Origin of the sequence: Streptomyces sp. NRRL F-5135 (assembly GCF_000719775.1) — a bacterium.
GTDB lineage: Bacteria > Actinomycetota > Actinomycetes > Streptomycetales > Streptomycetaceae > Streptomyces > Streptomyces hebeiensis.
Genome location: NZ_JOHR01000009.1, coordinates 456757 through 480449, shown reverse-complemented (window position 1 = coordinate 480449; position 23693 = coordinate 456757). Strand labels below are relative to the sequence as shown.

The 23693-nt window shown below is 71.2% G+C and carries 20 protein-coding genes and 1 pseudogene; 10 read left to right on the top strand and 11 right to left on the bottom strand.

Annotated elements, in window-relative coordinates; genetic code table 11:
- The 7 genes from IG02_RS42920 to IG02_RS0118945 all read right to left on the bottom strand — a co-directional run.
- The coding region (locus tag IG02_RS42920) for a hypothetical protein (protein ID WP_234314807.1) at positions 1 to 184 on the bottom strand (184 nt) is incomplete at its 3' end.
- Positions 185 to 243: 59 nt separating this feature from the next.
- The gene (locus tag IG02_RS43920; protein ID WP_420707763.1) at positions 244 to 441 is read right to left on the bottom strand and encodes an alcohol dehydrogenase catalytic domain-containing protein; all 198 of its coding nucleotides are present in this window, start codon (positions 439 to 441) and stop codon (positions 244 to 246) included.
- A 261-nt stretch (positions 442 to 702) separates the two neighbouring features.
- Positions 703 to 2031, bottom strand: coding sequence for a DUF58 domain-containing protein (locus IG02_RS0118965; RefSeq protein ID WP_030749085.1), 1329 nt, complete (start codon positions 2029 to 2031; stop codon positions 703 to 705).
- 14 nt (positions 2032 to 2045) lie between these two features.
- The gene (locus IG02_RS0118960) at positions 2046 to 3029 is read right to left on the bottom strand and encodes an AAA family ATPase (RefSeq protein ID WP_030749082.1); all 984 of its coding nucleotides are present in this window, start codon (positions 3027 to 3029) and stop codon (positions 2046 to 2048) included.
- Positions 3026 to 4258 carry a DUF4350 domain-containing protein gene (locus IG02_RS0118955; RefSeq protein ID WP_030749079.1) on the bottom strand — a complete coding sequence of 411 codons (1233 nt, stop codon included), beginning with the start codon at positions 4256 to 4258 and terminating at the stop codon, positions 3026 to 3028. Before IG02_RS0118955 ends, IG02_RS0118960 begins: the two co-directional genes overlap by 4 nt.
- On the bottom strand, positions 4255 to 4941 hold the full coding sequence (locus IG02_RS0118950) for a DUF4129 domain-containing protein (RefSeq protein WP_051765273.1): 687 nt from the start codon (positions 4939 to 4941) through the stop codon (positions 4255 to 4257). The genes IG02_RS0118955 and IG02_RS0118950 overlap by 4 nt, the downstream gene beginning before the upstream one ends.
- 4 nt (positions 4942 to 4945) lie before the next feature.
- Positions 4946 to 6199 (bottom strand): DUF7544 domain-containing protein, encoded by a 1254-nt coding sequence (locus IG02_RS0118945; protein ID WP_030749074.1) that lies wholly within the window; start codon positions 6197 to 6199, stop codon positions 4946 to 4948.
- 206 nt (positions 6200 to 6405) lie between these two features.
- On the opposite strand from IG02_RS0118945, the gene mtnA reads away from it, so the two are divergent.
- The 7 genes from mtnA to IG02_RS0118905 all read left to right on the top strand — a co-directional run bounded on the left by mtnA (position 6406) and on the right by IG02_RS0118905 (position 15192).
- Complete coding sequence (gene mtnA, locus IG02_RS0118940; RefSeq protein WP_030749071.1) at positions 6406 to 7563, top strand: S-methyl-5-thioribose-1-phosphate isomerase; 1158 nt, start codon at positions 6406 to 6408, stop codon at positions 7561 to 7563.
- A 7-nt stretch (positions 7564 to 7570) separates the two neighbouring features.
- The gene (mtrA, locus tag IG02_RS0118935) at positions 7571 to 8248 is read left to right on the top strand and encodes a two-component system response regulator MtrA (RefSeq protein WP_030749068.1); all 678 of its coding nucleotides are present in this window, start codon (positions 7571 to 7573) and stop codon (positions 8246 to 8248) included.
- Between the two features lies 1 nt (position 8249).
- Positions 8250 to 10373, top strand: a complete 2124-nt coding sequence (gene mtrB / locus IG02_RS0118930) for an MtrAB system histidine kinase MtrB (protein ID WP_078854598.1) — start codon at positions 8250 to 8252, stop codon at positions 10371 to 10373.
- Positions 10363 to 12225 carry an LpqB family beta-propeller domain-containing protein gene (locus tag IG02_RS0118925; protein ID WP_078854597.1) on the top strand — a complete coding sequence of 621 codons (1863 nt, stop codon included), beginning with the start codon at positions 10363 to 10365 and terminating at the stop codon, positions 12223 to 12225. Before mtrB ends, IG02_RS0118925 begins: the two co-directional genes overlap by 11 nt.
- A gap of 234 nt (positions 12226 to 12459) precedes the next feature.
- Positions 12460 to 13233 (top strand): ComF family protein, encoded by a 774-nt coding sequence (locus IG02_RS0118920; protein WP_030749059.1) that lies wholly within the window; start codon positions 12460 to 12462, stop codon positions 13231 to 13233.
- Positions 13234 to 13547: 314 nt separating this feature from the next.
- Positions 13548 to 14240: a ribosome hibernation-promoting factor, HPF/YfiA family gene (hpf, locus tag IG02_RS0118910; RefSeq protein ID WP_030749056.1), complete on the top strand. Its 693-nt coding sequence runs from the start codon at positions 13548 to 13550 to the stop codon at positions 14238 to 14240.
- 184 nt (positions 14241 to 14424) lie between these two features.
- Positions 14425 to 15192, top strand: coding sequence for a response regulator (locus tag IG02_RS0118905; RefSeq protein WP_030749053.1), 768 nt, complete (start codon positions 14425 to 14427; stop codon positions 15190 to 15192).
- 80 nt (positions 15193 to 15272) lie between these two features.
- Here IG02_RS0118905 and IG02_RS0118900 read toward each other — a convergent pair whose 3' ends face one another.
- On the bottom strand, positions 15273 to 16469 hold the full coding sequence (locus IG02_RS0118900) for a winged helix-turn-helix domain-containing protein (RefSeq protein WP_030749050.1): 1197 nt from the start codon (positions 16467 to 16469) through the stop codon (positions 15273 to 15275).
- 204 nt (positions 16470 to 16673) lie between these two features.
- Positions 16674 to 17279 carry a GNAT family N-acetyltransferase gene (locus IG02_RS0118895; RefSeq protein WP_051765313.1) on the bottom strand — a complete coding sequence of 202 codons (606 nt, stop codon included), beginning with the start codon at positions 17277 to 17279 and terminating at the stop codon, positions 16674 to 16676.
- Positions 17280 to 17518: 239 nt separating this feature from the next.
- On the opposite strand from IG02_RS0118895, the gene secA reads away from it, so the two are divergent.
- Entirely contained in the window at positions 17519 to 20347 is a 2829-nt protein-coding gene (gene secA / locus IG02_RS0118890) for a preprotein translocase subunit SecA (protein WP_030749044.1), read from the top strand.
- A gap of 257 nt (positions 20348 to 20604) precedes the next feature.
- On the opposite strand, the pseudogene IG02_RS36620 reads toward secA, so the two are convergent.
- Positions 20605 to 21021 (bottom strand): annotated as a pseudogene (locus IG02_RS36620) (Rv3235 family protein); the annotation flags it as partial.
- Positions 21022 to 21503: 482 nt separating this feature from the next.
- On the opposite strand from IG02_RS36620, the gene IG02_RS0118880 reads away from it, so the two are divergent.
- Positions 21504 to 22019 carry a DUF6912 family protein gene (locus IG02_RS0118880; protein WP_030749038.1) on the top strand — a complete coding sequence of 172 codons (516 nt, stop codon included), beginning with the start codon at positions 21504 to 21506 and terminating at the stop codon, positions 22017 to 22019.
- A gap of 150 nt (positions 22020 to 22169) precedes the next feature.
- On the top strand, positions 22170 to 22841 hold the full coding sequence (locus tag IG02_RS0118875; protein ID WP_030749036.1) for an HAD family hydrolase: 672 nt from the start codon (positions 22170 to 22172) through the stop codon (positions 22839 to 22841).
- 110 nt (positions 22842 to 22951) lie between these two features.
- On the opposite strand, the gene IG02_RS0118870 is transcribed toward IG02_RS0118875, so the two are convergent.
- On the bottom strand, positions 22952 to 23524 hold the full coding sequence (locus IG02_RS0118870) for a DJ-1/PfpI family protein (protein WP_030749034.1): 573 nt from the start codon (positions 23522 to 23524) through the stop codon (positions 22952 to 22954).
- Positions 23525 to 23693 lie beyond the last annotated feature (169 nt).

Below are 23693 nucleotides of genomic sequence, written 5' to 3'. Positions count from 1 at the left end.
ACCCTGTGGGAGAGTAGGACGCCGCCGAACAATTGTTGTGGGTATGCCCCGTGTTGAAGGAGCCTGTGGTTTCTTCGGTGCGGGGCATACCTGCGTTTATGTGCGGTTTGGCCGGACACTCCTGCTGGTCCGGCAGCGATCCGCCGGCGCAGTCGAACACCGCGTCCACCCCGGCCTGTGCCATCGCGCGGATCCGCTCGACGAGACCCGCCCCCGTACGTCGTCGGCTCTGCTCCGAGGGAACTAAGGAAGTCGTGGAACTGTGAAGTCGGCATGGGCTCCACGCGCGACCGGACTGGTCATACCGAACACCTTGTCGCCCATGGCGACACCTGTGACGCCGCCGCCGACCTGGTCCACGACACCTGCGGCGTCGAATCCGGTCCGATACGGGAACGTCATGGGCACCACGTCACGTAGCACCCCGGAGCGGATGCGCATCTCGCCGGGTGATACGCCGGATGCTCTTACGGCGATACGGACCTCGTTCCGTCCGGCATTCGGAGCTTCGTCTCGGCGACGTGAACAACGTTGGGCGGACCGTACTCGGTGAATTGAATGGCTCTCATGCGGGCTGACGGTAACGGAGCACCCCGTCCGCTTGGCTTCTTTCCCGAGGCCAGTAGCAGGACGCCACCTCTGTTGAATCACGCCGTGGGCTGCGCCGGGCGCAGGTCAGCCGCCGGCGGTTCCACGTACCCCTCAGAGGCGCCCAGCAGCTTTGAGTGCGAGATATGCGTCAGCCAGGGCAGGAGCGAGCTTGTCCGGAACGGTGTCCACGACGGTGACCCCGTGGCGCTGCAACTGTTCTGCCGTCCGGCGCCGCTGACTCTGTGCTTGTGCCCCTGCCGCTGCCCCGTAGACGGCGTCCACTGTGCCTCGTCCCGCGCTCATTTCCTCGATGTAAGGGTCGGCGACCGAGGCGACCAGGACCGTGTGGCGCTGGGTGAGCCGCGGAAGGACGGGCAGCAGGCCCTCCTCGACGGGAGCCGCCTCGAGACTTGTGAGAAGGACGACGAGCGACCGACGCCGCGCGTGTCCGAGCGTGGCCGCGCCGAGGCCGCGGGCGTCCGTCTCGATCAGCGCCGGTTCGAGCGGGGCGAACGCGTTGACCATGGCGGGCAGCACATCGCTCGCCGAGCGGCCCTGGACGTGGGCGCGGATGCGCCGGTCGTAGGCGAGGAGGTCCACTCGGTCGCCGGCGCGGGTGGCGAGAGCGGTGAGGAGAAGCGTGGCGTCCATGGCCGCGTCGAGGCGTGGCACATCGCCGACCCGTCCGGCTGAGGTGCGGCCGGTGTCGAGCACGACCAGGATGTGGCGGTCGCGTTCGGGGCGCCAGGTCCGTACGGCGAGACCGGACTGGCGCGCCGTGGCCCGCCAGTCGATGCTGCGTGTGTCGTCGCCCGGCACGTAATCCCGCAGACTGTCGAACTCTGTTCCCTCGCCGCGTGTCAGCACGCTTGTACGGCCGTCGAGCTCGCGAAGTCGGGCGAGTTTGGACGGCAGGTGCTTACGGCTGGCGAACGATGGCAGAACCCGCACGGTCCAGGGCACGTCGTGGCTGCCTTGCCGGGCCGCCAAGCCCAGCGGTCCGAACGAGCGGACCGTGACGCGTGCCGCGTGCCGGTCGCCACGGCGCGTGGGACGGAGGAGCGTGGTGATCCTGCGGCGTTCTCCGGCGGGCACGGTCGTTTTGTGCCGGGACGAGGCCTGATGAGCCTGTGGAGCCTGCTGGGCCGGGGCCGGCCAGCTGCTGGGGGGCCAGGCGTCGCGGAGCTGGGCGCGCAGCGGTCGGCTCGACGTATTGGTGACGGTGAGGTGGACCTCGGCCTCGTCACCCAGTCGAACTGACGTGTCACCGCTTCGGGTGAATCGGAGCTTTCGGACTGGTGCGGCCAAGGCGTAGTCGTACAGAATTGCTAGGGCGAGCGGGGCGTTGACGGCAAGGAGCCCGACCCAGCTGGGGGCGAGGAAGCCGATGGGGAGAGTGCCAAGAGCGGCGAGAAGCGCGGTGCGTCCGGTGAGGGCCATGGTCGTTCACCGCATCAGCGCGGAACGGGGACATGGGCGAGGATCGCGGTGATGACGGAGTCTGCGGTGACTCCCTCCATCTCGGCCTCGGGGCGCAGGTGGACGCGGTGGCGGAGTGTGGGGAGCGCCAGCGCCTTCACGTCGTCGGGGATGACGTAGTCGCGACCGGTGAGCCAGGCCCAGGCGCGCGCGGTGGAGAGCAGGGCGGTGGCGCCTCTCGGTGAGACACCGAGAGTGAGTGAGGGGGATTCACGAGTGGCACGGCAGATATCGACGACATAGCCCGCGATCTCGGGCGAGACGGAGGTGCGCGCGACGGCCGCCCGTGCGCATTCCAGGTCGGCGGGCCCCGCGACGGGCCGTACCCCCGCTCCCTGAAGATCACGTGGGTTGAAGCCTTCGGCATGCCGCGTCAGCACATTGATCTCGTCTTCGCGGGTGGGCAGGGGCACGGTCAGTTTGAGGAGGAAGCGGTCGAGCTGGGCTTCGGGAAGGGGATAAGTGCCCTCGTACTCGACCGGGTTCTGGGTGGCGGCGACCAGGAACGGGTCGGGCAGCGAGCGCGGCGTGCCGTCGACCGTGACCTGCCGTTCCTCCATCGCCTCGAGAAGCGCTGATTGTGTCTTGGGCGGCGTGCGGTTGATCTCGTCGGCCAGCAGGAGATGGGTGAACACGGGGCCGGGCTGGAAGGAGAACTCGGCGGTCCTGGCGTCGTAGACGAGGGATCCGGTGATGTCGCCGGGCATCAGGTCCGGGGTGAACTGGACGCGCTTCGTGTCGAGTTCGAGAGACGCGGCGAGCGCCCGCACCAGAAGGGTCTTGGCGACACCGGGGACTCCTTCGAGGAGAACGTGGCCACGGCAGAGAAGAGCGACGACGAGCCCGGTGACGGCGGGGTCCTGGCCGACCACCGCCTTGGCGATCTCGGTACGCAGCGCCTCCAGGGAAGCACGGGCGTCGTCCGAGTTCTCAGCGGTCTGTGTGGTCGGGGCGGTCATGAGGTGCGTACCTCTCTTTCGAGGGCGTCGAGTTGGTCCACCAGGCTGATGAGGGCGGCGTCGTCGGACGGCGTCGGGCCGAAGAGCAAGTCGCTCAGGTCCCTCTCGGTGGTGGGGAGTCGGGCGGAGAGCGCCGGGAGCAGGGCGTCGGGGCGGTGGGCCTCGGTGGGAGGCACTGCCAGGAGGGAGGCGAGACGGTCGCGGGCGGCCGAGCGCAGGACCGTGGCGGCGCGGTCGCGCGCGTTCGCCTTGCGGTAGAGACGGGCGCGGCCCTCGGCCGACTCCGATGCCCTGATGGCGACGGGGAGCCGTTCGGATACGAGGGGGCCGAGTCGGCGTGCGCGCCAGACCGCGGCGAGTACGGCTGCCAGGAAGAGCTGGAAGGCGCCCCAGAGCCAGCCGGACGGAATGAGTTCGAGGAAGCGGCTCTCGCCGCTGTTCCCACCGCCGTCACCGCCTTCGGTCGCGGAGGCGTCACTCAATGAGGGGAGGTACCAGACGAGATGAGGCCGGGAGCCGAGGAGCTGCAGGGCGAGGGAGGCGTTGCCCTGTTCGTCGAGAAGGTCGTTGTACAGAAGGTCCGGCGAGCCGAGCAGGACGGTGTCGCCGGGTTCCGTGCCGGAGCCGTTGTCCGCGGCGGGCGCGGGGCGCTCGATTCTGAGCAGGGTCGGCGCGCCGTCGTTCCGGTAGCAGGCGTCGGCACCGGCGAGCCGTGTGACGTACCGTTCGCCGCCGAGTTCGACCTTCCCGGCCCGTTGGGCGGCGGGCAGGGAGCACTCGGGGGACAGAACGCCGACCGGGGCGGGGAGGTCGGTACGGACACCGGGGGCCAGCTCGCTGATGGAAGGGGCGCCGGCGCCGAGCAGGACGGTCCGGCCACCCGAGGGGGCCGTCGCGGCGTGCAGGGTGCGCTGTTGGTGGGGGGTGAGCAGGTCCGGATCGGTGACCAGCAGGGTGGTGTCGGGGCCCACTGCGGCGGTGGCCTCGTCCAATGTGCCGGCGACGTCGACCGAGACCCCACTGCTCTTGAGCAGTTCGGCGGCGGCGCGGCTGCCGTACCGGTCGGCGGAGCGCGGGTCGAGACGGCCGTGCTGGTCTCCGGAGCGGAGGGCGGCCATCGTGATTCCGGCCGTCAGCAGGATGAGAAAGGCGACGAGCAGGCCGCGGCCCCGGTTCCAGATCTGGCGGGGGGTGGGGGCGAGCGAGGTGGGACTGGTGGAGGAGGTCACGTGGCGTTTCCTCCGGACACGGTGCTCAGTCGCGGTGTGGCTCGTTCCAGGTCGACGTCGAGGTCTCGCAGGCGCAGGTACGTCCGTTCGTCGGCGGCATGGCCTCCGTACGCGATGGCACCGAATTCCCCGGCGGCGGCGCGCAGTCGGTCCGCGTGGTCGGGGAGTGCGCGGCCGGCTTCGGACGCGGCTTCGTCGGCGGTGCGGCCAGGGCGCGGGTCGAGCAGGGCACGCTCCTCCAGGGAGCGGACGATGGCGCGCATTCGCTCCTGGACCGCCTGGGCCCAGCGGCCGGTGGCGGCGTGGGTGTCGGCGGCGGCGCGGTGTTCCGCCGCGCTGCGGGGGGCCTGGTCGAAGAGCTCCGTCCGCCGCCCGGCCGACCGGCGGGGGGTGCCGAGACGCCACCAGAGCGCGGCGCCGAGAGCCACGACGAGTGCGGCGATGACCAGGAGGCCGAGTGGGCCGCCGGGAGCGATGCCGGAGGCGGAGTCGAAGAGTTCACCGACCCATTCCCAGAAGCGGTCGATCGCACGCCGGAGGAGGTTGGGGTTGTTCTCGTGGTACATCGGCTTGGTCAGCTCGCGTTCCGCCGCCTCGCGGGCGGGAACCCGGGGGGTGTCGAGCGGTATGTCGTCGCTGACGCGGATCAGCCTTCGCGCCGTGGCTCCCCCCGGGGTGAACACCGCATCAGCTTCCGGTCGGACCGTGGCCGGGACGGTCGGATCCGTAACCGGGGACGCCCGCGGCCCGGGCCAGTTCGAGGTCGAGAGCCTCGCGGCGGATGCGCTGGTCCACGTAGAGCAGGGCGGTCACGCCGGCGGAGATCGGGTAGGTGATCGCCGACGCGATGACCGCGCCGATGCCGCTGATGATCAGGTACGGCCAGCCGAATTCCGGGCTGCTGCCGGAGAGCAGTCCGCCGAGACCGTCACCGTCCACCGCCATGGCGATGATCCCGAAGGGGATGCCGATGACCAGGGAGACGAGGAAGGTCAGCAGGAGGGTGATGGCCTGGACGCCGAAGACGCGCCACCAGGCGTTGTGCACCAGTTTGGCGGAGCGGCGCATGGAGGCGATGACGCCCTGGCGCTCCAGCATGAGCGCGGGGGAGGCGAGGCTGAAACGGATCATCAGCCAGATGGCCACGACGACGGCGGCCGTGCCCCCGAGGAAGGTGAGGGCGACGCCCCCGGCCGATCCGATCAACAGTCCGGGGCCGATGCCGACCATGGTGATGGCCACGCTGATCAGTGGCAGCAGCAGCGTGAGACCGAGGAGTTGGGGAAGACGGGGCCGGGCCTCGCGCCAGGCGTCGGAGAGGGTGACGGGGCGTCCGAGCACCGAGCGGCTGATCACCACGGTGAGGACCGCCGTGGTGAAGAGAGTGCCGATCAGCGTGATGGCCAGCGAGGGGGCCAGTGCGACCAGGCTCGCCTTGGCGGAGTCGGCCGCCTGGTCGAGGGCTTCCGACGGGCTCGCGTTCGGGTCGACCTCTACCGGCGCGGGCAGGAGGTAGCGCTGGACGAGGATGTCGCCGATCTGGGAGACGACGGCGACCACGAGGGTGACACTGAGCACCGCGCGCCAGTGGGCGCGCAGGGTGGAGACGGCACCATCCAGAATCTCACCGATACCGAGCGGGCGGAGCGGGATCACGCCGGGCTTGGCGGCGGGGGGCGCTCCCCAGCCGTGATGCGGTCCGTTGTGGCCGGGGCCGCCGGTGTGGGACGGGCCGCCCCAGCCCGCGGCCGGTCCGGGCGCGGGGGCAGGGGCGCTGTCGGGGCCGCTCGGCGGCGACCACTGACCGGCCGGCGGCTGGGCGGCGGACCACTTCGAAGAGGCGCCGCCGCCATCGGCGGGCTCGGAGGGCCGGGGCACCGTGGCGTCCTGGCCGTCGGACGGGGCGGATCCGGGCGAGGCCCAGCCCGGAGTGTCGTTCACGGTCGTCCACCTCGTGGCTTCTCTGCGGGGCCGGCTCGGCGAGCCGGCGTTTCGTCGGTGCCTTGCCGCGGGGCGGGGCGGCGGCCCGGTTGCCATCGTGCCACGTGCCGCGTTCCGGTGGACCGGGGGCTGCGTCTCCTTCTTGGTCTCCTACTCGCCGTCGCGCTGACCTTCATTGTCCGTGTGGCAGCGGGCAGACTGAGCGGATGTCTGAGCAGAGCGCACGAATCGCGGTCGGCGCGGAGCCGTCCATGCTGCCTTCGATCCGCTGGGACGAGCCGCCGGAAGGGCCCGTCCTGGCACTTCTCGACCAGACCAGGCTTCCTGGCGAGGAAACCGAACGGGTCTGCACCGATGTGCCCGCGCTGGTGCGGGCGATCCGGGAGCTGGCGGTGCGGGGTGCGCCCTTGCTGGGCATCGCCGGCGCGTACGGGGTGGCACTGGCCGCCGTACGCGGCTACGACGTGGAGGACGCGGCGGAGCAGTTGGCAGGGGCGCGGCCCACCGCGGTGAACCTCGGTTACGGGGTGCGGCGGGCGAGGGACGCCTACCGGGCGGCTCTGGAAGCGGACGAGGACCTGGCGCGGGCGGCGGCCGCCGCGCTGGCCGAGGCGAGGGCGTTGCACCGGGAGGATGCCGAGGCCAGTGCGCGGATGGCGGCCTTTGGGCTTAGTCTCCTCGATGAGCTGCTGCCGGGTGGCGGCCACCGGATCCTGACGCACTGCAACACCGGAGCGCTCGTCTCGGGTGGGGAGGGCACCGCGTTCGCCGTGGCGCTGTCCTCCCACCGGGCCGGCCGGCTGCGGCGCCTGTGGGTGGACGAGACCCGTCCCCTGCTCCAGGGCGCCCGGCTGACGGCGTACGAGGCGGCCCGTAGCGGGATGGCGTACACGGTGCTCACGGACAATGCCGCCGGCTCGCTGTTCGCGGCGGGGGAGGTGGACGCCGTCCTGATAGGGGCGGACCGGATCGCCGCCGATGGCTCGGTGGCCAACAAGGTGGGGAGTTATCCGCTGGCCGTGCTGGCCAAGTACCACCATGTGCCGTTCGTCGTGGTCGCCCCGACCACGACGGTTGACCTGGACACGCCGGACGGCGCGGCGATCGAGGTGGAACAGCGGCCGGGACAGGAGGTGACGGAGCTCACGGCGCCGCAGGCGGCGGTGGCGGGAGCGGAGAAGGGAGGCGGGGTGCCGGTGGCGCCGTTGGGATCGCAGGCGTACAACCCGGCTTTCGACATCACACCCCCGGAACTGGTGACGGCCGTCGTCACCGAATGTGGCGTGCTGTCCCCGGTGACCAGGGACGGGATCGCGCAGCTGTGTGTCAGGTCACGCCAAGGTAACGATGAGCTAATGGGATGATGTCGGTATGAAGGGACGTGTCCTTGTCGTCGATGACGACACCGCACTGGCCGAGATGCTCGGGATTGTGCTCCGTGGTGAAGGTTTCGAGCCCTCGTTTGTAGCGGACGGGGACAAGGCGCTGGCCGCCTTCCGGGAGACGAAGCCGGATCTGGTGCTGCTGGATCTCATGCTGCCCGGGCGGGACGGTATCGAGGTGTGCCGGCTCATCAGGGCCGAGTCCGGGGTGCCGGTCGTCATGCTGACAGCCAAGAGCGACACGGTCGATGTGGTGGTCGGCCTGGAGTCCGGCGCCGACGACTACATCGTCAAGCCGTTCAAGCCCAAGGAACTGGTGGCCCGGATCAGGGCGCGGCTGCGCAGGTCGGAGGAGCCCGCGCCGGAACAACTGGTCATAGGTGACCTGGTCATCGATGTCGCGGGGCACTCGGTGAAGCGGGACGGGCAGTCCATCGCCCTGACTCCGCTGGAGTTCGACCTGCTGGTGGCGCTGGCGCGCAAGCCGTGGCAGGTGTTCACCCGTGAGGTGCTCCTGGAGCAGGTGTGGGGCTACCGGCACGCCGCGGACACCCGGCTGGTCAATGTGCATGTCCAGCGGCTGCGGTCCAAGGTCGAGAAGGACCCCGAGCGGCCGGAGATCGTGGTGACCGTCCGCGGTGTCGGGTACAAGGCAGGACCGAGCTGACATGACCGGCGGCGGCGCTGCGCCGAAGTCCGGGAAGCAAGGGGGCCGCATGGGGCGGGCCGCCGGTCCGGGGCGTGCGTTCGTGTGGTTCGCCCGGCTGGTGCGCAGCGGTCGGTTGCTCCAGGACGGTTCGCCGGGCGGGCCGGTGCTGCGGCTGCTGGTGCGCTGGGTGAGGCGCCCGCTGCTGCCGGCCGTCCGGTTGTGGCGGCGCAACATCCAGTTGCGGGTGGTCGTGACCACGCTGCTGATGTCGCTCGGCGTGGTGCTGTTGCTGGGGATCGTCGTCATCGGGCAGGTGCGCAACGGCCTGCTCGAGGCCAAGGAGAAGGCGGCACAGAGCCAGGCGGCCGGTGGGTTCACCGTGGCGAAGGAGAAGGCCGACGCGTCGGCCGCGATCGGTGGCCGCGACGGCGACTCGGGCGGCGGGAAGACGCAGAACTCGGTCAACTGGCGGTCCGACCTGGTGGAACAGCTCGCCAGTGGCGGCCCCGGGGCGTTCAACGTGGTGGCGCTCAGCACGGACACGCAGGACGTGGCCTCCACGAGCAGGGCGCCCCGGGTCTCGGGCGGGGTGGATTTCTCCAGCGTTCCCGCCGATCTGCGGAGCGCGGTGGCCCAGGGCACCGGGGTGTACCAGACGTACGCCAAGATCAGTTACACCGGCGCGACCGAGGCCCGTGAGCCGGAGCCGGGGCTGATCATCGGCAAGCGGCTGAACGACATCGACGGCAACGCCTACGAGCTCTACTACCTCTTTCCGCTGACCCAGGAGCAGCAGTCGCTCAACCTGGTCAACGGGACGATCGCGACGGCGGGGCTGTTCGTCGTCGTACTGCTCGGGGCCATCGCCTGGCTGGTGGTGCGGCAGGTCGTGACGCCCGTACGGATGGCCGCCGGGATCGCGGAGCGGCTCTCGACCGGCCGGCTCCAGGAGCGGATGAAGGTCACCGGCGAGGACGACATCGCCCGGCTCGGCGAAGCGTTCAACAAGATGGCGCAGAACCTCCAGCTCAAGATCCAGCAGCTGGAGGAGCTCTCCCGGATGCAGCGGCGCTTCGTCTCCGACGTCTCGCACGAACTGCGCACGCCGCTGACGACCGTACGGATGGCCGCCGACGTCATCCACGAGGCACGCGGTGACTTCGATCCGGTGACGGCGCGGTCGGCGGAGCTGCTCGGGGACCAGCTCGACCGTTTCGAGTCGCTCCTGTCGGACCTGCTGGAGATCAGCCGGTTCGACGCGGGGGCGGCTGCGTTGGAGGCCGAGCCGATAGACCTGCGGGACGTGGTACGGCGGGTGATCGGCGGCGCCGAGCCGCTGGCCGAGCGCAAGGGCAGCCGGATCCGGGTCGTCGGGGACGATCAGCCGGTGGTCGCGGAGGCCGACGCCCGCCGGGTCGAGCGGGTGCTGCGCAACCTGGTTGTGAACGCCGTCGAGCACGGGGAGGGCCGCGACGTCGTCGTACGGATGGGCGCGGCGGGCGGGGCGGTCGCGGTGGCCGTGCGCGACTACGGGGTGGGGCTCAAGCCCGGCGAGGCCACCCGGGTCTTCAACCGCTTCTGGCGGGCCGACCCCGCCCGGGCGCGTACCACCGGAGGCACCGGGCTCGGGCTGTCGATCGCCGTGGAGGACGCGCGGCTGCACGGCGGCTGGCTGCAGGCCTGGGGCGAGCCCGGCGGGGGCTCCCAGTTCCGGCTGACCCTGCCCCGTACGGCGGACGAGGCGCTGCGCGGCTCGCCCATACCGCTGGAGCCCGAGGACTCCCGGCGCAACCGCGAGCGCGCGGGCGCCCCGGAGCGCAAGGAAGGCGGCCAGCGGCTGTCGAGTGTGCCGGCCCAGCCACGGCCCGACCGGCCCGTACTGCCGGGCGCCGCCTCTCCGGCCGTCGGCGCGGCCGCGGCGGCGGTGGATCCGGCGGCGTTGCCCGGCAGCGGTGCCCGGGTGGTGCCGCGCCCCTCCGCGGAGCGCCACACGAACTCCTCGGGGCGGCGTTCGGGCGACTCCTCCGGGCAGAGCGGTCCGGAGGGCCGGGACACGGCGGCGAGCGGGACGGACGACGAGAAGCGTGAGAAGCACGAGCGGCATGGGGCGCCGGATCGGGAGGACACGGTACGTGGGCGCTGACCGCGGTCGTCGGTACGGCTTGGGCCGGAGGCGGCGTATCACCTCGCCGGTGGTGCTGCTGGGAACGCTGGGGCTGCTGCTGAGCGGTTGCGGCTCGGTCCCGGACAGCGGCGAGGTGGAGCCGGTCAAGGCGTCACCGGCGGGCGAGTCGCAGGTCCGGGTCTATGCCGTGCCGCCGCGTGAGAAGGCGGAGCCCGACGAGATCGTCGATGGCTTCCTCGAGGCCATGACCAGTGACGACCCGGATTTCGCGATGGCCAGGAAGTATCTGACGAAGGCGGCGTCGGACTACTGGGAGCCGGGGGCCGGTACGACGGTGCTGCGCACCGCCCCGGACCCCGCGGGCCCCAAGGAACCGGCCAGTGGTCAGGGCCCGGGTCTCACGTACCCGCTGTACGGCGACCGGATCGCCGATGTGGACGCCTCCCACGTCTACCACCCGGCGGAGCCCGCGACGTACAACCAGGCCATCCACCTCGTGCAGCAGACCGTGGCGGACGGCAAGAAGGAATGGCGGATAGACAGCCTGCCGCAGGGGCTCGTGCTGGGGGAGTCGGACTTCCAGCGGAACTACCGTTCCGTGAACAAGTACTACTTCGCCTCGGAGCAGAACTCGCTCGTCGCCGACCCCGTCTACATCCGGCAGCGGATAGACCCCACCACGCGGATGGATCCCGTCACCCAGGCGGTGAAGGTGCTCCTCGACGGTCCGACCAACTGGTTGAAGCCGGTTGTCGAGTCGGCCTTTCCCCAGGGCACGGGGCTGGAGAAGGACACCAGAACGCTGGAGTTCGACGACCGCAACGCGCTCAAGGTGCCGCTGAACGGCAAGGCGGCCAAGGCGGGGCGGACCCAGTGCCGGAAGATGGCGGCGCAGCTGCTGTTCACCCTGCGGGACCTCACTGCCACCCCTGTCGGGCAGGTCGAGCTGCTGGCCGACGGATCCTCGCTCTGTGTGCTCAGCGGGGATCAGGCCGAGGAGTTCGCCGCCGACCGTGGTACGGGACGCGGCGACGATCCGTACTACGTGGACGAGCCCGGACGGCTGGCCCTCCTGCGGGCGGGTAACGAGGAGCCCGGCAGCCCGACGCCGGTGGCCGGGCCGTTCGGCGACGGGACCGTGAAGCTCGGCGCGGTCGGGGTGGCGCGTGACGAGAGGCGCGCGGCGGGGGTGACCGGGGACGGCAAGTCGCTGTATGTGTCGTCGATCCTCTCGGACAGCGAGCTGGGCGACCCGCTGGTTTCCAGTCATGGCACCGGGCCGGAGGACCGGCTGACGGCACCCAGCTGGGACGGGCGCGGCGATCTGTGGGTCGCGGACCGGAACCCCGACGAGCCGCGCCTGCTGCGATTCGCCGGCGGCAAGGGGACGCCGCAGACCGTCACCGTCGAGGGACTGGACGGTGCGCGCATCAAGGGGCTGCGGGTGTCGGCGGACGGCGTGCGGATCGCGCTGCAGCTGTCGAAGGACGGGCGCACCATGCTGCAGATCGGGCGCGTGGAGCGGCATGCCGACGCCACCGACCCCGTGGTCTCGGTGGCGGAGCTGCAATCGGCGGCACCGCAGATGGAGACGGTGACCGCCATGTCGTGGGCGGGGCCGAGCCGCCTGGTCGTGGTCGGCAAGGAGGCCGGCGGAGTGCAGCAGGTGCGCTACATACAGACCGACGGGTCCACGTCGGCGTCCGGTGTGCTGCCCGGCGTGAACCAGGTGACGGCGATCGCGGCGGGGGATGACGAGAACCAGCCGCTGGTGGCGGATTCCCAGGATGCCGGGATCGTACGGCTGCCCAGCGGGGCGAACTGGCAGACCATGGTCGAGACGGGGTCGTCACCGGTGTATCCGGGCTGACCGGAACTGTCCCCGCCACCGGTCGGCCCGGCCGACGGGGATCGTGCCGGCCGGCCCGGCTGACCGGGTTCGTCCCGGCCGGCCTGCGGCGTTCCGGCTCGTCGGCCTTGTCCGGCCACGGTCCGCCGATGCCTTTTCGGCCGTCGGTTCCGTGCCCCTCCCCGGTCTGTCCGCCCGGGGAAGTTGTCCACAGGGGGTTGGCCGGGGCGCCCGGTCGTTGGCACAGTGTCTGGCATGCGCGGGTGGTGGCGGGAGATCACCGGCCTGGTGCTGCCGGCCGCCTGTGGCGGCTGTGGCAGTCCCAGGACACCGTTGTGCGACGACTGCGGTCGTGCGCTGTACGGGACGTGGGCGGGCCGGGTGCGCCCGGCGCCGGAGCCCGCGGGGCTGCCGGTGGTCCACGCGGCCGCGCCGTACGAGGACGCCGTACGGGCCGTGCTGCTGGCGCACAAGGAGCGTGGGGCGCTCGGGCTGGCGGCCCCGCTGGGGCGGGCGCTGGCCGGTGCGGTGCAGGCGGCAGTACCGCCGGGTACGGGCGTGGGGCCGCTGCTGCTGGTCCCGGTGCCGTCCACCCGGCGCGCGGTCGGGGCGCGTGGTCATGACGCGGCACGGCGGATCGCGCTGGCCGCGGCGGCCGAGCTGCGGCGCGCGGGGCGGCCGGGGCGGGTGCTGCCGGTGCTCGGACAGCGACGTACGGTGGCGGACCAGTCGGGCCTCGGCGCGCGCCAGCGTGCGGTGAATCTGTCCGGCGCGCTGGAGGTGCCCGTCGGCGGCGCGCGGTTGCTGGCGGCCGGCCGGGTCGTGCTGGTGGACGACCTCATGACGACCGGTGCCTCGCTCGCCGAGGCGGCGCGGGCCCTGCGCGCCGCGATGGTGCCGGTGGCCTCGTCCGTCTCGCCGGCGGTTGCCGGGGCGGCGCTGCCCGGGGCGGCGATGTCCGCCCGCGTACAGGTGAGCGCGGCGGTCGTGGCCGCGCCGGCGCTCTCCTTCGAAATCAACCGGAACTGACCTGGATCTTGCTTCGTTTCAGATGGAGAGGGAAGAAAACAGCTGAACAGAGGTACGTGCCGGTAGCGGGTGTCGGCACGGGCCCGAGAGGGCTATGTTCGGTTATGAGGAGTGGCGGAATGCCGTGACCCGTGGAATGCGGTGGTGTTGCCTTCGGCGTTTTCAGACCTCGGGATTCGTGGGGGTGGGGATCATGCCGACGGGGGAGGAGGAGGTGAAAGTCGCCAAGTCCGAGGCCCCGGAGATGACTGGGGTCTGGTGCAACAGGGAGTAACTCCGCGATGAGGCGGAGTGATCCGGGAACGGAGTTCTGCGTGGACATCGTCGTCAAGGGCCGCAAGACCGAGGTGCCCGAGCGGTTCCGCAAGCACGTGGCCGAGAAGCTGAAGCTGGAGAAGATCCAGAAGCTCGACGGCAAGGTGATCAGCCTCGACGTCGAGGTGTCCAAGGAGCACAACCCGCGGCAGGCCGACCGGTGCGACCGAGTGGAGATCACGCTCCGCTCCCGCGGCCCCGTGATCCGTGCGGAGGCGGCGGCGGCCGATCCGTACGCGGCGCTCGATCTCGCCACGGGCAAGTTGGAGGCCCGGCTGCGCAAGCAGCACGAGAAGCGCCACAACCGCCGTGGAAACGGGCGGCTGTCGGCGGCCGAGGTACCCGATGTCGTTCCTGGCGTGGCCCAGTTGAACGCGAACGGCGCGAGCCCCGAGCCGCAGCCCGACGAGGCCGCCGTACCCACCACGATGGTCGGCCCGCTCCGGGTCCAGGGCGAAGGGCCGCTGGTGGTCCGTGAGAAGAACCACGTCGCCGCGCCCATGACCCTCGACCAGGCGCTCTACGAAATGGAGCTGGTCGGTCACGACTTCTATCTGTTCATCGACTCCGACACCAAGGAACCGAGCGTCGTCTACCGGCGCCATGCCTACGACTACGGCGTCATCCACCTCCGTACGGACCCCCTGGCCGATTCGGAGGTCGGCGGGGCCGGAGGCGCTCTCGGCGGCTGAGGGCCGTGCTCGGACGCGTGCCCCGAATGCTCCCGCGCGCTTCGGGGCCCGTCCTGTTCTCCCCAAGGATCACCGCTCCCCCTCGCGGCATGAAATCATGGGGGCGCACGCCAACGGCTCGCCCGAGTACTGCGGTTGGGCAGCACTCATGACCTTCGGGCCCCGGCCTCCAGGGGGAGGAACGATGAACAGCTTCGGACCGGTGCAGCGCGCGGACGGTGCCGACGGGACGTTCGGCGGTGCCCGGTCCGATGCCGAGCGGGACCAGGACGGGCGGGACGGTTCCCGCAAGGAGCCGATCCGGGTCCTGGTGGTGGACGATCACGCGCTCTTCCGGCGCGGGCTCGAGATCGTTCTCGCGCAGGAAGAGGACATCCAGGTCGTCGGGGAGGCCGGGGACGGCGCGGAGGCGGTGGACAAGGCCGCGGACCTGCTGCCGGACATCGTGCTGATGGATGTCCGGATGCCCAAGCGCGGCGGTATCGAGGCATGCACCTCCATCAAGGAGGTGGCACCCAGCGCGAAAATCATCATGCTGACGATCAGCGACGAGGAGGCCGATCTCTACGACGCGATCAAGGCGGGCGCCACCGGCTACCTCCTGAAGGAGATCTCCACCGACGAGGTGTCCACCGCGATCCGTGCGGTGGCCGACGGGCAGTCACAGATCAGTCCGTCCATGGCCGCCAAGTTGCTCACCGAGTTCAAGTCGATGATCCAGCGCACGGACGAGCGCAGGCTCGTCCCCGCCCCGCGCTTGACCGACCGGGAGCTGGAGGTGCTCAAGCTGGTGGCCACGGGGATGAACAACCGTGACATCGCCAAGGAGTTGTTCATCTCCGAGAACACCGTCAAGAACCATGTCCGCAACATCCTGGAGAAGCTCCAGCTGCACTCCAGGATGGAGGCCGTCGTCTACGCGATGCGCGAGAAGATCCTGGAGATCCGCTGACGGTCCCCGCGAGTGGCGGCATTCGCGAATGAGGGCAGTCGCGCGAGCCGGCTTCGGCGGACGACTGTTCCGCCGGGCTTTCAGAGCGAGGTGAGTTCCTCGACCAGGGGCGCGCGCAGTTCCGGGGCGTCGATCCGGTCCACCCGTACGTCCGAGCAGCCCACCCACTCCGCCGCCTCGCGGAGCGCTCGGGCCATGGGGCGCACGGCCTTCGGCCCGGTCAGCGACACCTGCTTCGCCACCAGGGTGGCGCCCTCGCGGGCCGGGTCGACCCGGCCCAGCAGCCGGCCGCCGGACAGCAGCGGCATCGCGAAGTAGCCGTACACCCGCTTGGGTTTGGGCACGTACGCCTCCAGCCGGTGCGTGAAGCCGAAGATCCGCTCCGTACGGGCCCGCTCCCAGATGAGGGAGTCGAAGGGGGACAGCAGGGTCGTGCGGTGCCGGCCACGCGGGACGGTCGCCAGCGCCTCCGGGTCGGCCCAGGCCGGCTTCCCCCACCCCTGGACGGTCACGGGTACCAGCCCCGATGCGGAGATCACCGCGTCGACCTGCTCCCCCTTGAGGCGGTGGTAGTCGGCTATGTCGGCGCGGGTCCCCACACCGAGGGCCTGGCCCGCGAGCCCCACGAGCCGGCGCAGGCACTCGGTGTCGTCGAGGTCGTCGTGCAGCAGCTCGGCCGGGACGGCCCGCTCGGCGAGGTCGTAGACGCGCTTCCAGCCGCGCCGCCCCGTGCACACGACCTCGCCGTACATCAGCGCGCGCTCGACGGCGACCTTCGCCTCGGACCAGTCCCACCACGGTCCGCCGTTCTTCGCGCCGCCCAGTTCCGTGGCGGTCAGCGGACCTTCCGCGCGCAGCTGCTTGATCACGGCGTCGTACGCGCCGTCCGCCAGCTCGTGGTACCAGTGCGGGCGGGCCCGGTAGGCGCGTCGGCGGAAGGCGAAGTAGGGCCACTCCTCGACCGGCAGGACGCAGGCCGCGTGCGACCAGTACTCGAAGGCGTGCGGCCGGGGCGGGGCCGTGCCGTCGGCGGGCGGCGTCCAGTACGCGTCCTCGACCGCCTTGCGGCCGACGGCGCCCAGCCGCGCGTACGGGATCAGCTCGTGCGACCGGGCGAGCACCGAGATCGTGTCGAGCTGGACCGCGCCGAGGTGGCGCAGCACCCCGCGCACTCCGCCCCGCCGGTCAGGGGCGCCGAGGAATCCCTGGGCGCGCAGCGCGATACGGCGGGCTTCGTCGGCGGACAGCTCGGCGGTGGCGGGCGGCACAGTCGTCATGGACCGCACGATAGACGGCACCACTGACAGCGGGCCCGTCCCGGGTCCGTCCGGGACCTTCCGTCGGAGCCGGTCGGAGCCGGTCGGAGGCGGTCGGTGCCGCGCCGGCCGCGCCGCGCCGGCCGCGCCGCGCCGGCCGCGCCGCGCCGGCCGCGCCGCGGCGGACACGGCGCGACGCGCGCCGGACACCATGCGACGCGGTCGTCACTCAGCGCCGTTCGGCTCGGCGGACCGCTCCCGGTCGGGGGCGGGCAGGTACGGCCAGGGGGCCGGCAGACCGAGGTCCGAGGGGAGCAGTCCGCCGATCCAGCAGTCACGCAGCGTGTTCTTGTTGAGCAGTCCGCCGCGCAGGATCCCCTCCACCACGAAGCCCGCCTTCTCCGCGAGGGCGCGCGAAGCCGTGTTGCCGGCCTCGGCGCGCCATTCGACCCGTACCGCGCCCAGCCGGGTGAAGGCGAAACGGCACATCGCCGTCACGGCCTCCGTCATATAGCCGCGACCCCGGTGCTCCCTGGCGGTCCAGTAGCCGATCTCCCAGGTCCAGGACCGGGGGTGGTGCAGGCTGAGCGCCGCGATCACCGGCCCGCCGGCACGGAGTTGTACGACGAGCGCGTACTCCGTGTCGTCGCGCCAGCCGTCCGGGACCATCCGGCCGACGAAGTCCTCCGCGTGCCCCCGCTCGTACGGGGAAGGGACGGTGGTCCAGCGCTGGATGGCGGGGTCCTGGCACGCCGCGTGGATGGCATCGACGTCCGAGGCCACGGGCGGGCGCAGCAGCAGGCGCTCGGTGGTGAGTGTGAGAGGCTCCATGAACGGATTCTGCCGACCGGATTCCGGCGTCACGAGTGCTTTTCCCCGGCCACCGGCACCTTCCGGGGGTTCCGCGCGTTGTCCTTGTGGGTGACAGCGGGCTCGCTCGGTGGCGGCCCTCCCGGCGTGGCCATGTCCTCGCTTACGATGGCCGGTGCGGTGGGGCCCGCCTGCCGTGCCCGCGCCCGTGTCCGCAACCACCCACGTGCCAGGCCCGACCGGCAAGGAGACCAACCTCAGTGTCCGTCTTCAACAAGCTCATGCGTGCAGGCGAAGGCAAGATCCTGCGCAAACTGCACCGCATCGCGGACCAGGTCAACTCCATCGAAGAGGATTTCGTCTCCCTCTCCGACGCCGAGTTGAAGGCACTCACCGCCGAGTACAAGGAACGGTACGCCGACGGTGAGAGCCTGGACGACCTGCTCCCCGAAGCGTTCGCGACCGTCCGTGAGGCGGCCAAGCGCGTCCTGGGCCAGCGCCACTACGACGTGCAGCTGATGGGCGGTGCGGCGCTGCACCTCGGTTATGTCGCCGAGATGAAGACCGGCGAGGGCAAGACCCTCGTCGGCACGCTGCCCGCCTACCTGAACGCGCTGTCCGGCAAGGGCGTGCACCTGATCACGGTGAACGACTACCTGGCGGAGCGCGACTCCGAGCTGATGGGGCGCGTCCACAAGTTCCTGGGGCTGACGGTCGGCTGCATCCTGGCCAACATGTCGCCCGCGCAGCGCCGCGAGCAGTACGGCTGCGACATCACGTACGGCACGAACAACGAGTTCGGCTTCGACTACCTGCGCGACAACATGGCGTGGTCCCAGGAAGAGCTCGTGCAGCGCGGCCACAACTACGCGATCGTGGACGAGGTCGACTCGATCCTCGTGGACGAGGCGCGTACGCCGCTGATCATCTCCGGCCCCGCCGACCAGGCCACGAAGTGGTACGGGGACTTCGCCAAGCTCGTCACCCGGCTGACCAAGGGCGAGGCAGGCAACCCGCTCAAGGGCATCGAGGAGACCGGCGACTACGAGGTCGACGAGAAGAAGCGCACGGTCGGCATCCACGAGTCCGGTGTCTCCAAGGTCGAGGACTGGCTGGGCATCGACAACCTGTACGAGTCGGTGAACACCCCGCTCGTCGGTTATCTGAACAACGCCATCAAGGCCAAGGAACTGTTCAAGAAGGACAAGGACTACGTCGTCATCGACGGCGAAGTCATGATCGTCGACGAGCACACCGGCCGTATCCTCGCCGGCCGCCGCTACAACGAGGGCATGCACCAGGCGATCGAGGCGAAGGAAGGGGTGGACATCAAGGACGAGAACCAGACCCTCGCCACGATCACCCTCCAGAACTTCTTCCGCCTCTACGGCAAGCTCTCCGGCATGACCGGTACGGCCATGACGGAGGCCGCCGAGTTCCACCAGATCTACAAGCTGGGCGTCGTGCCGATCCCGACGAACCGGCCCATGGTGCGCATGGACCAGTCCGACCTGATCTACCGGACCGAGGTCGCCAAGTTCGCGGCGGTCGTGGACGACATCGTGGAGAAGCACGAGAAGGGCCAGCCGATCCTGGTCGGCACGACCTCGGTCGAGAAGTCCGAGTACCTCTCGCAGCAGCTCAACAAGCGCGGTGTGCAGCACGAGGTGCTCAACGCCAAGCAGCACGACCGGGAGGCGACGATCGTCGCCCAGGCCGGCCGCAAGGGCGCCGTCACGGTCGCCACGAACATGGCCGGACGCGGTACGGACATCAAGCTCGGCGGCAACCCGGACGACCTGGCGGAGGCGGAGCTGCGCCAGCGCGGCCTGGACCCCGTCGAGCACGCGGAGGAGTGGGCCGCCGCCCTGCCCGCCGCGCTGGAGAAGGCCGAGCAGGCGGTCAAGGCGGAGTTCGAGGAGGTCAAGGCCCTCGGCGGGCTCTACGTCCTGGGCACCGAGCGGCATGAGTCGCGCCGTATCGACAACCAGCTGCGCGGCCGCTCCGGGCGTCAGGGCGACCCGGGCGAGTCCCGCTTCTACCTGTCGCTCGGTGACGACCTGATGCGGCTGTTCAAGGCGCAGATGGTCGAGCGCGTGATGTCCATGGCGAACGTGCCGGACGACGTCCCGATCGAGAACAAGATGGTGACGCGCGCCATCGCCTCCGCCCAGTCTCAGGTCGAGCAGCAGAACTTCGAGACCCGTAAGAACGTCCTGAAGTACGACGAGGTCCTCAACCGCCAGCGTGAGGTCATCTACGGCGAGCGCCGGCGTGTGCTGGAGGGCGAGGACCTGCACGAGCAGGTGCGTCACTTCATGGACGACACGATCGACGCGTACATCCAGGCCGAGACCGTCGAGGGCTTCGCCGAGGAGTGGGACCTGGACCGGCTGTGGGGCGCGTTCAAGCAGCTCTACCCGGTGAAGGTCACCGTCGAGGACCTGGAGGAGGCGACCGGCGACCGGGCGGGCATCACCGCCGAGTTCATCGCCGAGTCCGTCAAGGACGACATCCACGAGCAGTACGAGGAGCGCGAGAAGCAGCTCGGCTCGGACATCATGCGCGAGCTGGAGCGCCGGGTCGTGCTGTCCGTCCTGGACCGCAAGTGGCGCGAGCACCTCTACGAGATGGACTACCTCCAGGAGGGCATCGGCCTGCGCGCCATGGCGCAGAAGGACCCGCTGGTCGAGTACCAGCGCGAGGGCTTCGACATGTTCAACGCCATGATGGAGGGCATCAAGGAGGAGTCCGTCGGCTACCTGTTCAACCTGGAGGTCCAGGTCGAGCAGCAGGTCGAGGAGGTCCTGGTGCAGGACGAGGCCGAGCGCCCGTCGCTCGCCAAGGAGGACGCGGTGCCGGCGGGTGCCGCTGCCCGGCCGGAGATCCGCGCCAAGGGACTGGACGCCCCGCAGCGGCCGGACCGGCTGCACTTCTCCGCTCCCACGGTGGACGGTGAGGGCGGTGTCGTCGAGGGCGACTTCCAGAGCGCGGAGGGGCCCGCGCGGTCCTCGTCGGACGGGATGACGCGTGCGGAGCGGCGCAAGGCGCAGAAGGGCGCGAGCGGTGGGCGGCGCCGTAAGAAGTAGGTCCGCTACGGCCGGGGGCGGGCCCGGGATGTCCGACATCCGTCGTGTCATCCGTCCTTCTTCCGTCCTGTCGTCGGTCGTGTCACCGGGTCTTGTCGTCGTTTGACGCCGTCCGGTTGAAGTGCCATCCGGTCCGGGTACGGGCCGGTGGTTCGGGTGCGGGCCGGGACGCGCGTGGGATGCGCGGGTCCCGGCCCGTACGCGTGCGGTGCCGCCTGCCGCCTGCCGCCTGCCGCGGGCCCGCTCGGCGCGGGCGGTCAGGCGTCGGCGCGGGCCGGAACGCGGTCGCCGCCCAGCTCGACGGCGGCGCAGCGCCAGCGCAGATCGGTGCCCCGCTCCAGCCGGAACGCCATGGCGCGGACCTGTTCGCCCGCCGCGACGCTGGCAGCGGCCTCGATCACGCCGGGCCGGGGCTGGAAGCCCCGGCAGGTACGGATCACGGGCACCGCGCCGCGGGCCCTGAGCGGGGTGCCGGGAGCGAGCCGGACGAGTTGTTCGTACGCCGAGCCGATGGTCTGGCCGAGCATCCAGTGGACGGGGCGCAGGCCGCTGAGGACGGCCAGCAGGCGCTCGGCGAAGAGCTCGTGCGGCGGTGGTCCGTGCGGGCGCCGCCGCGGCCGTACGGTGCCGGGCCCGCGCTGGTCGCGGCGGCCGGGCGGCCTGGCGGTGGCGGTGGCGGTGGCGCGTGGCCCGGTCGCCGGCCGGGCGACGGCGGCCCGTGGCCCGGCCGGCCGGGTGGAGAGCGGACGCGGTGCTGTGCCGGGTGCGCCGCCGGGTGCCGTCGTACTCGTACCGGCGATGGTCCTGGCCGCCGCGCGGTCTCTCGTGGTGTCGCGGGGAGTGGTGGAATCGGTCGTGCTCATGCAGATCGCCCCCGTTCTGCCGACCCGGCAGCGATACCGGGCAGTAACTTGTGGTGGGGCATCTTTTACGGTGTGCCGACGGGCGGTCGCAAGGGCCGCGCCCGGTGCGGCCGGGCTGCCGTGAGGTCACCTATCCGGGTGAACGGGGGCCCGTGTCCAGGCCGGGAGCGGTGCGATGCGCCGGCGGAGGGCGGTACGGGGTGGACGTCCGAGGGCGGTGGAGCGTCACTCCGAAGAGGGACACCCCGGACGTATCCTTAGATGCTCTTCCGGACGACGAAAGTGGCTTGATCATGCGCGTCTACGTTCCCCTGACCCTGTCCCGTCTCGCGGAGGCGCACACGGCGGGGGAGCTGGGACCGGGCCCGCTGACCGCGTACGCCGTGACCCCCGGGCTGCGGGAGTGGTACGTCTCCGACGACATCGAGGAGCTGGAGTACGCGGCGCTGAACCGGGCGGCCGCCGCGTCGCTGCGGCTGCTCGCGGCCGACCCCGGTACCGGGCGCCGCCGGGTGGTCGTCGCCGCGGACGTGCCGGACCGCGAGGCGGTCGCGGACCCCGACCGGGGGCCGGGGGACCCGGACGGCGCGGGCCTCGGCGAGGTGCGGATCGCGTCCCCCGTCGCCCTGTCGAAGGCGGCCGCGGTGCACGTCGACTCGGACGAGGCGGAGGCGGACGTCGCCGCCGCGGCGGCCGCGCTGGGCGCGGCGGACCACGGGGACGACGACGCGCGGTTCACGGTGGACGGAGCGGAGGACCACGAGCTGCTCTGGTACGGGGTGCAGGAGATTCCGGGGCTGATCGGCTGACGGCCGGAGCGGGCCCGGCCCCGCCCGCTCCGGCCCCCGCCCGCTCCGGCCCTCGGGGGCGGCGCGTCGACGCGGCGGCGGTCCCGCCGTGTGCGGCGTTCGGAGCGCTCGGCCGGGGCGTTGTCGGACCCTGCCGGTACGGTTTTCGGCATGGGGAAGCAGAGCACGCATCTGGTCTGGGACTGGAACGGCACGATTCTCGATGACATCCAGGCCGTCATCGGCGCGACGAACGCGGCGTTCGCGGAGATGGGCCTGGAGCCGATCACCCTCGACCGGTACCGCGAGCTGTACTGCGTACCGGTGCCCGTCTTCTACGAGCGGCTGATGGGGCGGCTGCCGACGGACGCCGAGTGGGCCGTCATGGACGAGTGCTTCCACCGGCACTACATCGCGCGGCGGACGGTGTGCGGACTGACGGCGGGGGTCCGGGAGCTGCTGGCGCGGTGGCGGCTGGACGGCGGCAGTCAGTCGCTGCTGAGCATGTACGGGCACGAGGAACTGGTGCCGGTCGTGCGGGGGTACGGGATCGAGGAGCACTTCGTCCGGGTCGACGGGCGAACGGGGCCGTCCGGGGGCACCAAGGCGGAGCACATGGAGCGCCATCTGGCCGCGCTGGCGGCGGGGGGCGCGATATCCGCCGAGCGGACCGTGGTGATCGGCGACGCGGTCGACGACGCGGTGGCTGCGGCGCACGTGGGGGCGCGGGCGGTGCTCTACACGGGGGGTTCGCACAGCCGGAAGAGCCTGGAAGCGGTGGGGGTGCCGGTGGTGGACACGCTGGGGGAGGCGGTGGACATGGCGCGGGGGCTGGTGGGCTGAGGGGTCCTTTCACTATGAGCGTGCGACCCGGACGGGCATAGTGAAAGGACCCCTGAGGCGCGGGGCCGGCGCCGACGGCCCCGCCGCTCGGGAATCCCGCCGCTCAGGAATCAGGGCTGGGTCAGCGGGGCCTTCCGCCGGAGGACCTTCAGGAATTCGCGCATCCACGCGGGGTGGTCCGGCCAGGCGCGGGAGGAGACCAGGGTGCCGTCGACCACCGCTTCGGCGTCCTGGTAGGTGGCGCCCGCCGACTGCATGTCGATCTCAAGGGCCGGGTAGGCCGTGACGCGGCGGCCGGCCAGTTCTCCGACCGCGGCGGTCAGGAGCGGACCGTGGCAGATCTGGGCGACCGGTTTGTCGGCGTCGAAGAAGGACTTGAGGATCTTGCGGAGCTCCGGGTCGGCCCGGAGGTATTCGGGGGCGCGGCCGCCCGGGATGACGACGGCCGCGTACTGCGCCGGTTCGACCTCCGCGAAGGCCAGGTCGGCGGGGAGGGTGTAGCCCGGCTTCTCGGTGTACGTGTCGAAGCCCGGCTCGAAGTCGTGGACCACGAACTGGAGCTTCTTGCGGGACGGAGCCGCGACATGGACCTCGTACCCCTCCTCGCGCAGCCGCTGGTAGGGGTAGAGGACTTCGAGGGATTCGGCGGCGTCGCCGGTGACGATCAGGACCTTGGCTGCCATGACGGCTCCCGGTGAGGAGTGCGGTGAGTACATGTGTCGCGGTGAGTGGATGTGTGTCGGGACATGAAGTGTGGCAGGGCGGGGCGGTCCGTCCTCCTGCCGACCAGTCTCGTCCTGACCCCGCCCATCTGCGAGAGGTTGGTCACACCCGAGCGTGTGCCGGACACAT

Bases quoted from the DNA above. Each gene is read 5' to 3' on its own strand.
- IG02_RS0118905 (WP_030749053.1), top strand. From the start codon at position 14,425: ATGAACAGCTTCGGACCGGTGCAGCGCGCGGACGGTGCCGACGGGACG.
- mtrA (WP_030749068.1), top strand. From the start codon at position 7,571: ATGAAGGGACGTGTCCTTGTCGTCGATGACGACACCGCACTGGCCGAG.
- IG02_RS0118895 (WP_051765313.1), bottom strand. From the start codon at position 17,279: ATGGAGCCTCTCACACTCACCACCGAGCGCCTGCTGCTGCGCCCGCCC.
- IG02_RS0118900 (WP_030749050.1), bottom strand. From the start codon at position 16,469: ATGACGACTGTGCCGCCCGCCACCGCCGAGCTGTCCGCCGACGAAGCC.
- mtrB (WP_078854598.1), top strand. From the start codon at position 8,250: ATGACCGGCGGCGGCGCTGCGCCGAAGTCCGGGAAGCAAGGGGGCCGC.
- mtnA (WP_030749071.1), top strand. From the start codon at position 6,406: ATGTCTGAGCAGAGCGCACGAATCGCGGTCGGCGCGGAGCCGTCCATG.
- IG02_RS0118880 (WP_030749038.1), top strand. From the start codon at position 21,504: ATGCGCGTCTACGTTCCCCTGACCCTGTCCCGTCTCGCGGAGGCGCAC.
- IG02_RS0118875 (WP_030749036.1), top strand. From the start codon at position 22,170: ATGGGGAAGCAGAGCACGCATCTGGTCTGGGACTGGAACGGCACGATT.
- IG02_RS43920 (WP_420707763.1), bottom strand. From the start codon at position 441: ATGCGCATCCGCTCCGGGGTGCTACGTGACGTGGTGCCCATGACGTTC.
- IG02_RS0118960 (WP_030749082.1), bottom strand. From the start codon at position 3,029: ATGACCGCCCCGACCACACAGACCGCTGAGAACTCGGACGACGCCCGT.
- IG02_RS0118920 (WP_030749059.1), top strand. From the start codon at position 12,460: ATGCGCGGGTGGTGGCGGGAGATCACCGGCCTGGTGCTGCCGGCCGCC.
- IG02_RS0118965 (WP_030749085.1), bottom strand. From the start codon at position 2,031: ATGGCCCTCACCGGACGCACCGCGCTTCTCGCCGCTCTTGGCACTCTC.
- IG02_RS0118870 (WP_030749034.1), bottom strand. From the start codon at position 23,524: ATGGCAGCCAAGGTCCTGATCGTCACCGGCGACGCCGCCGAATCCCTC.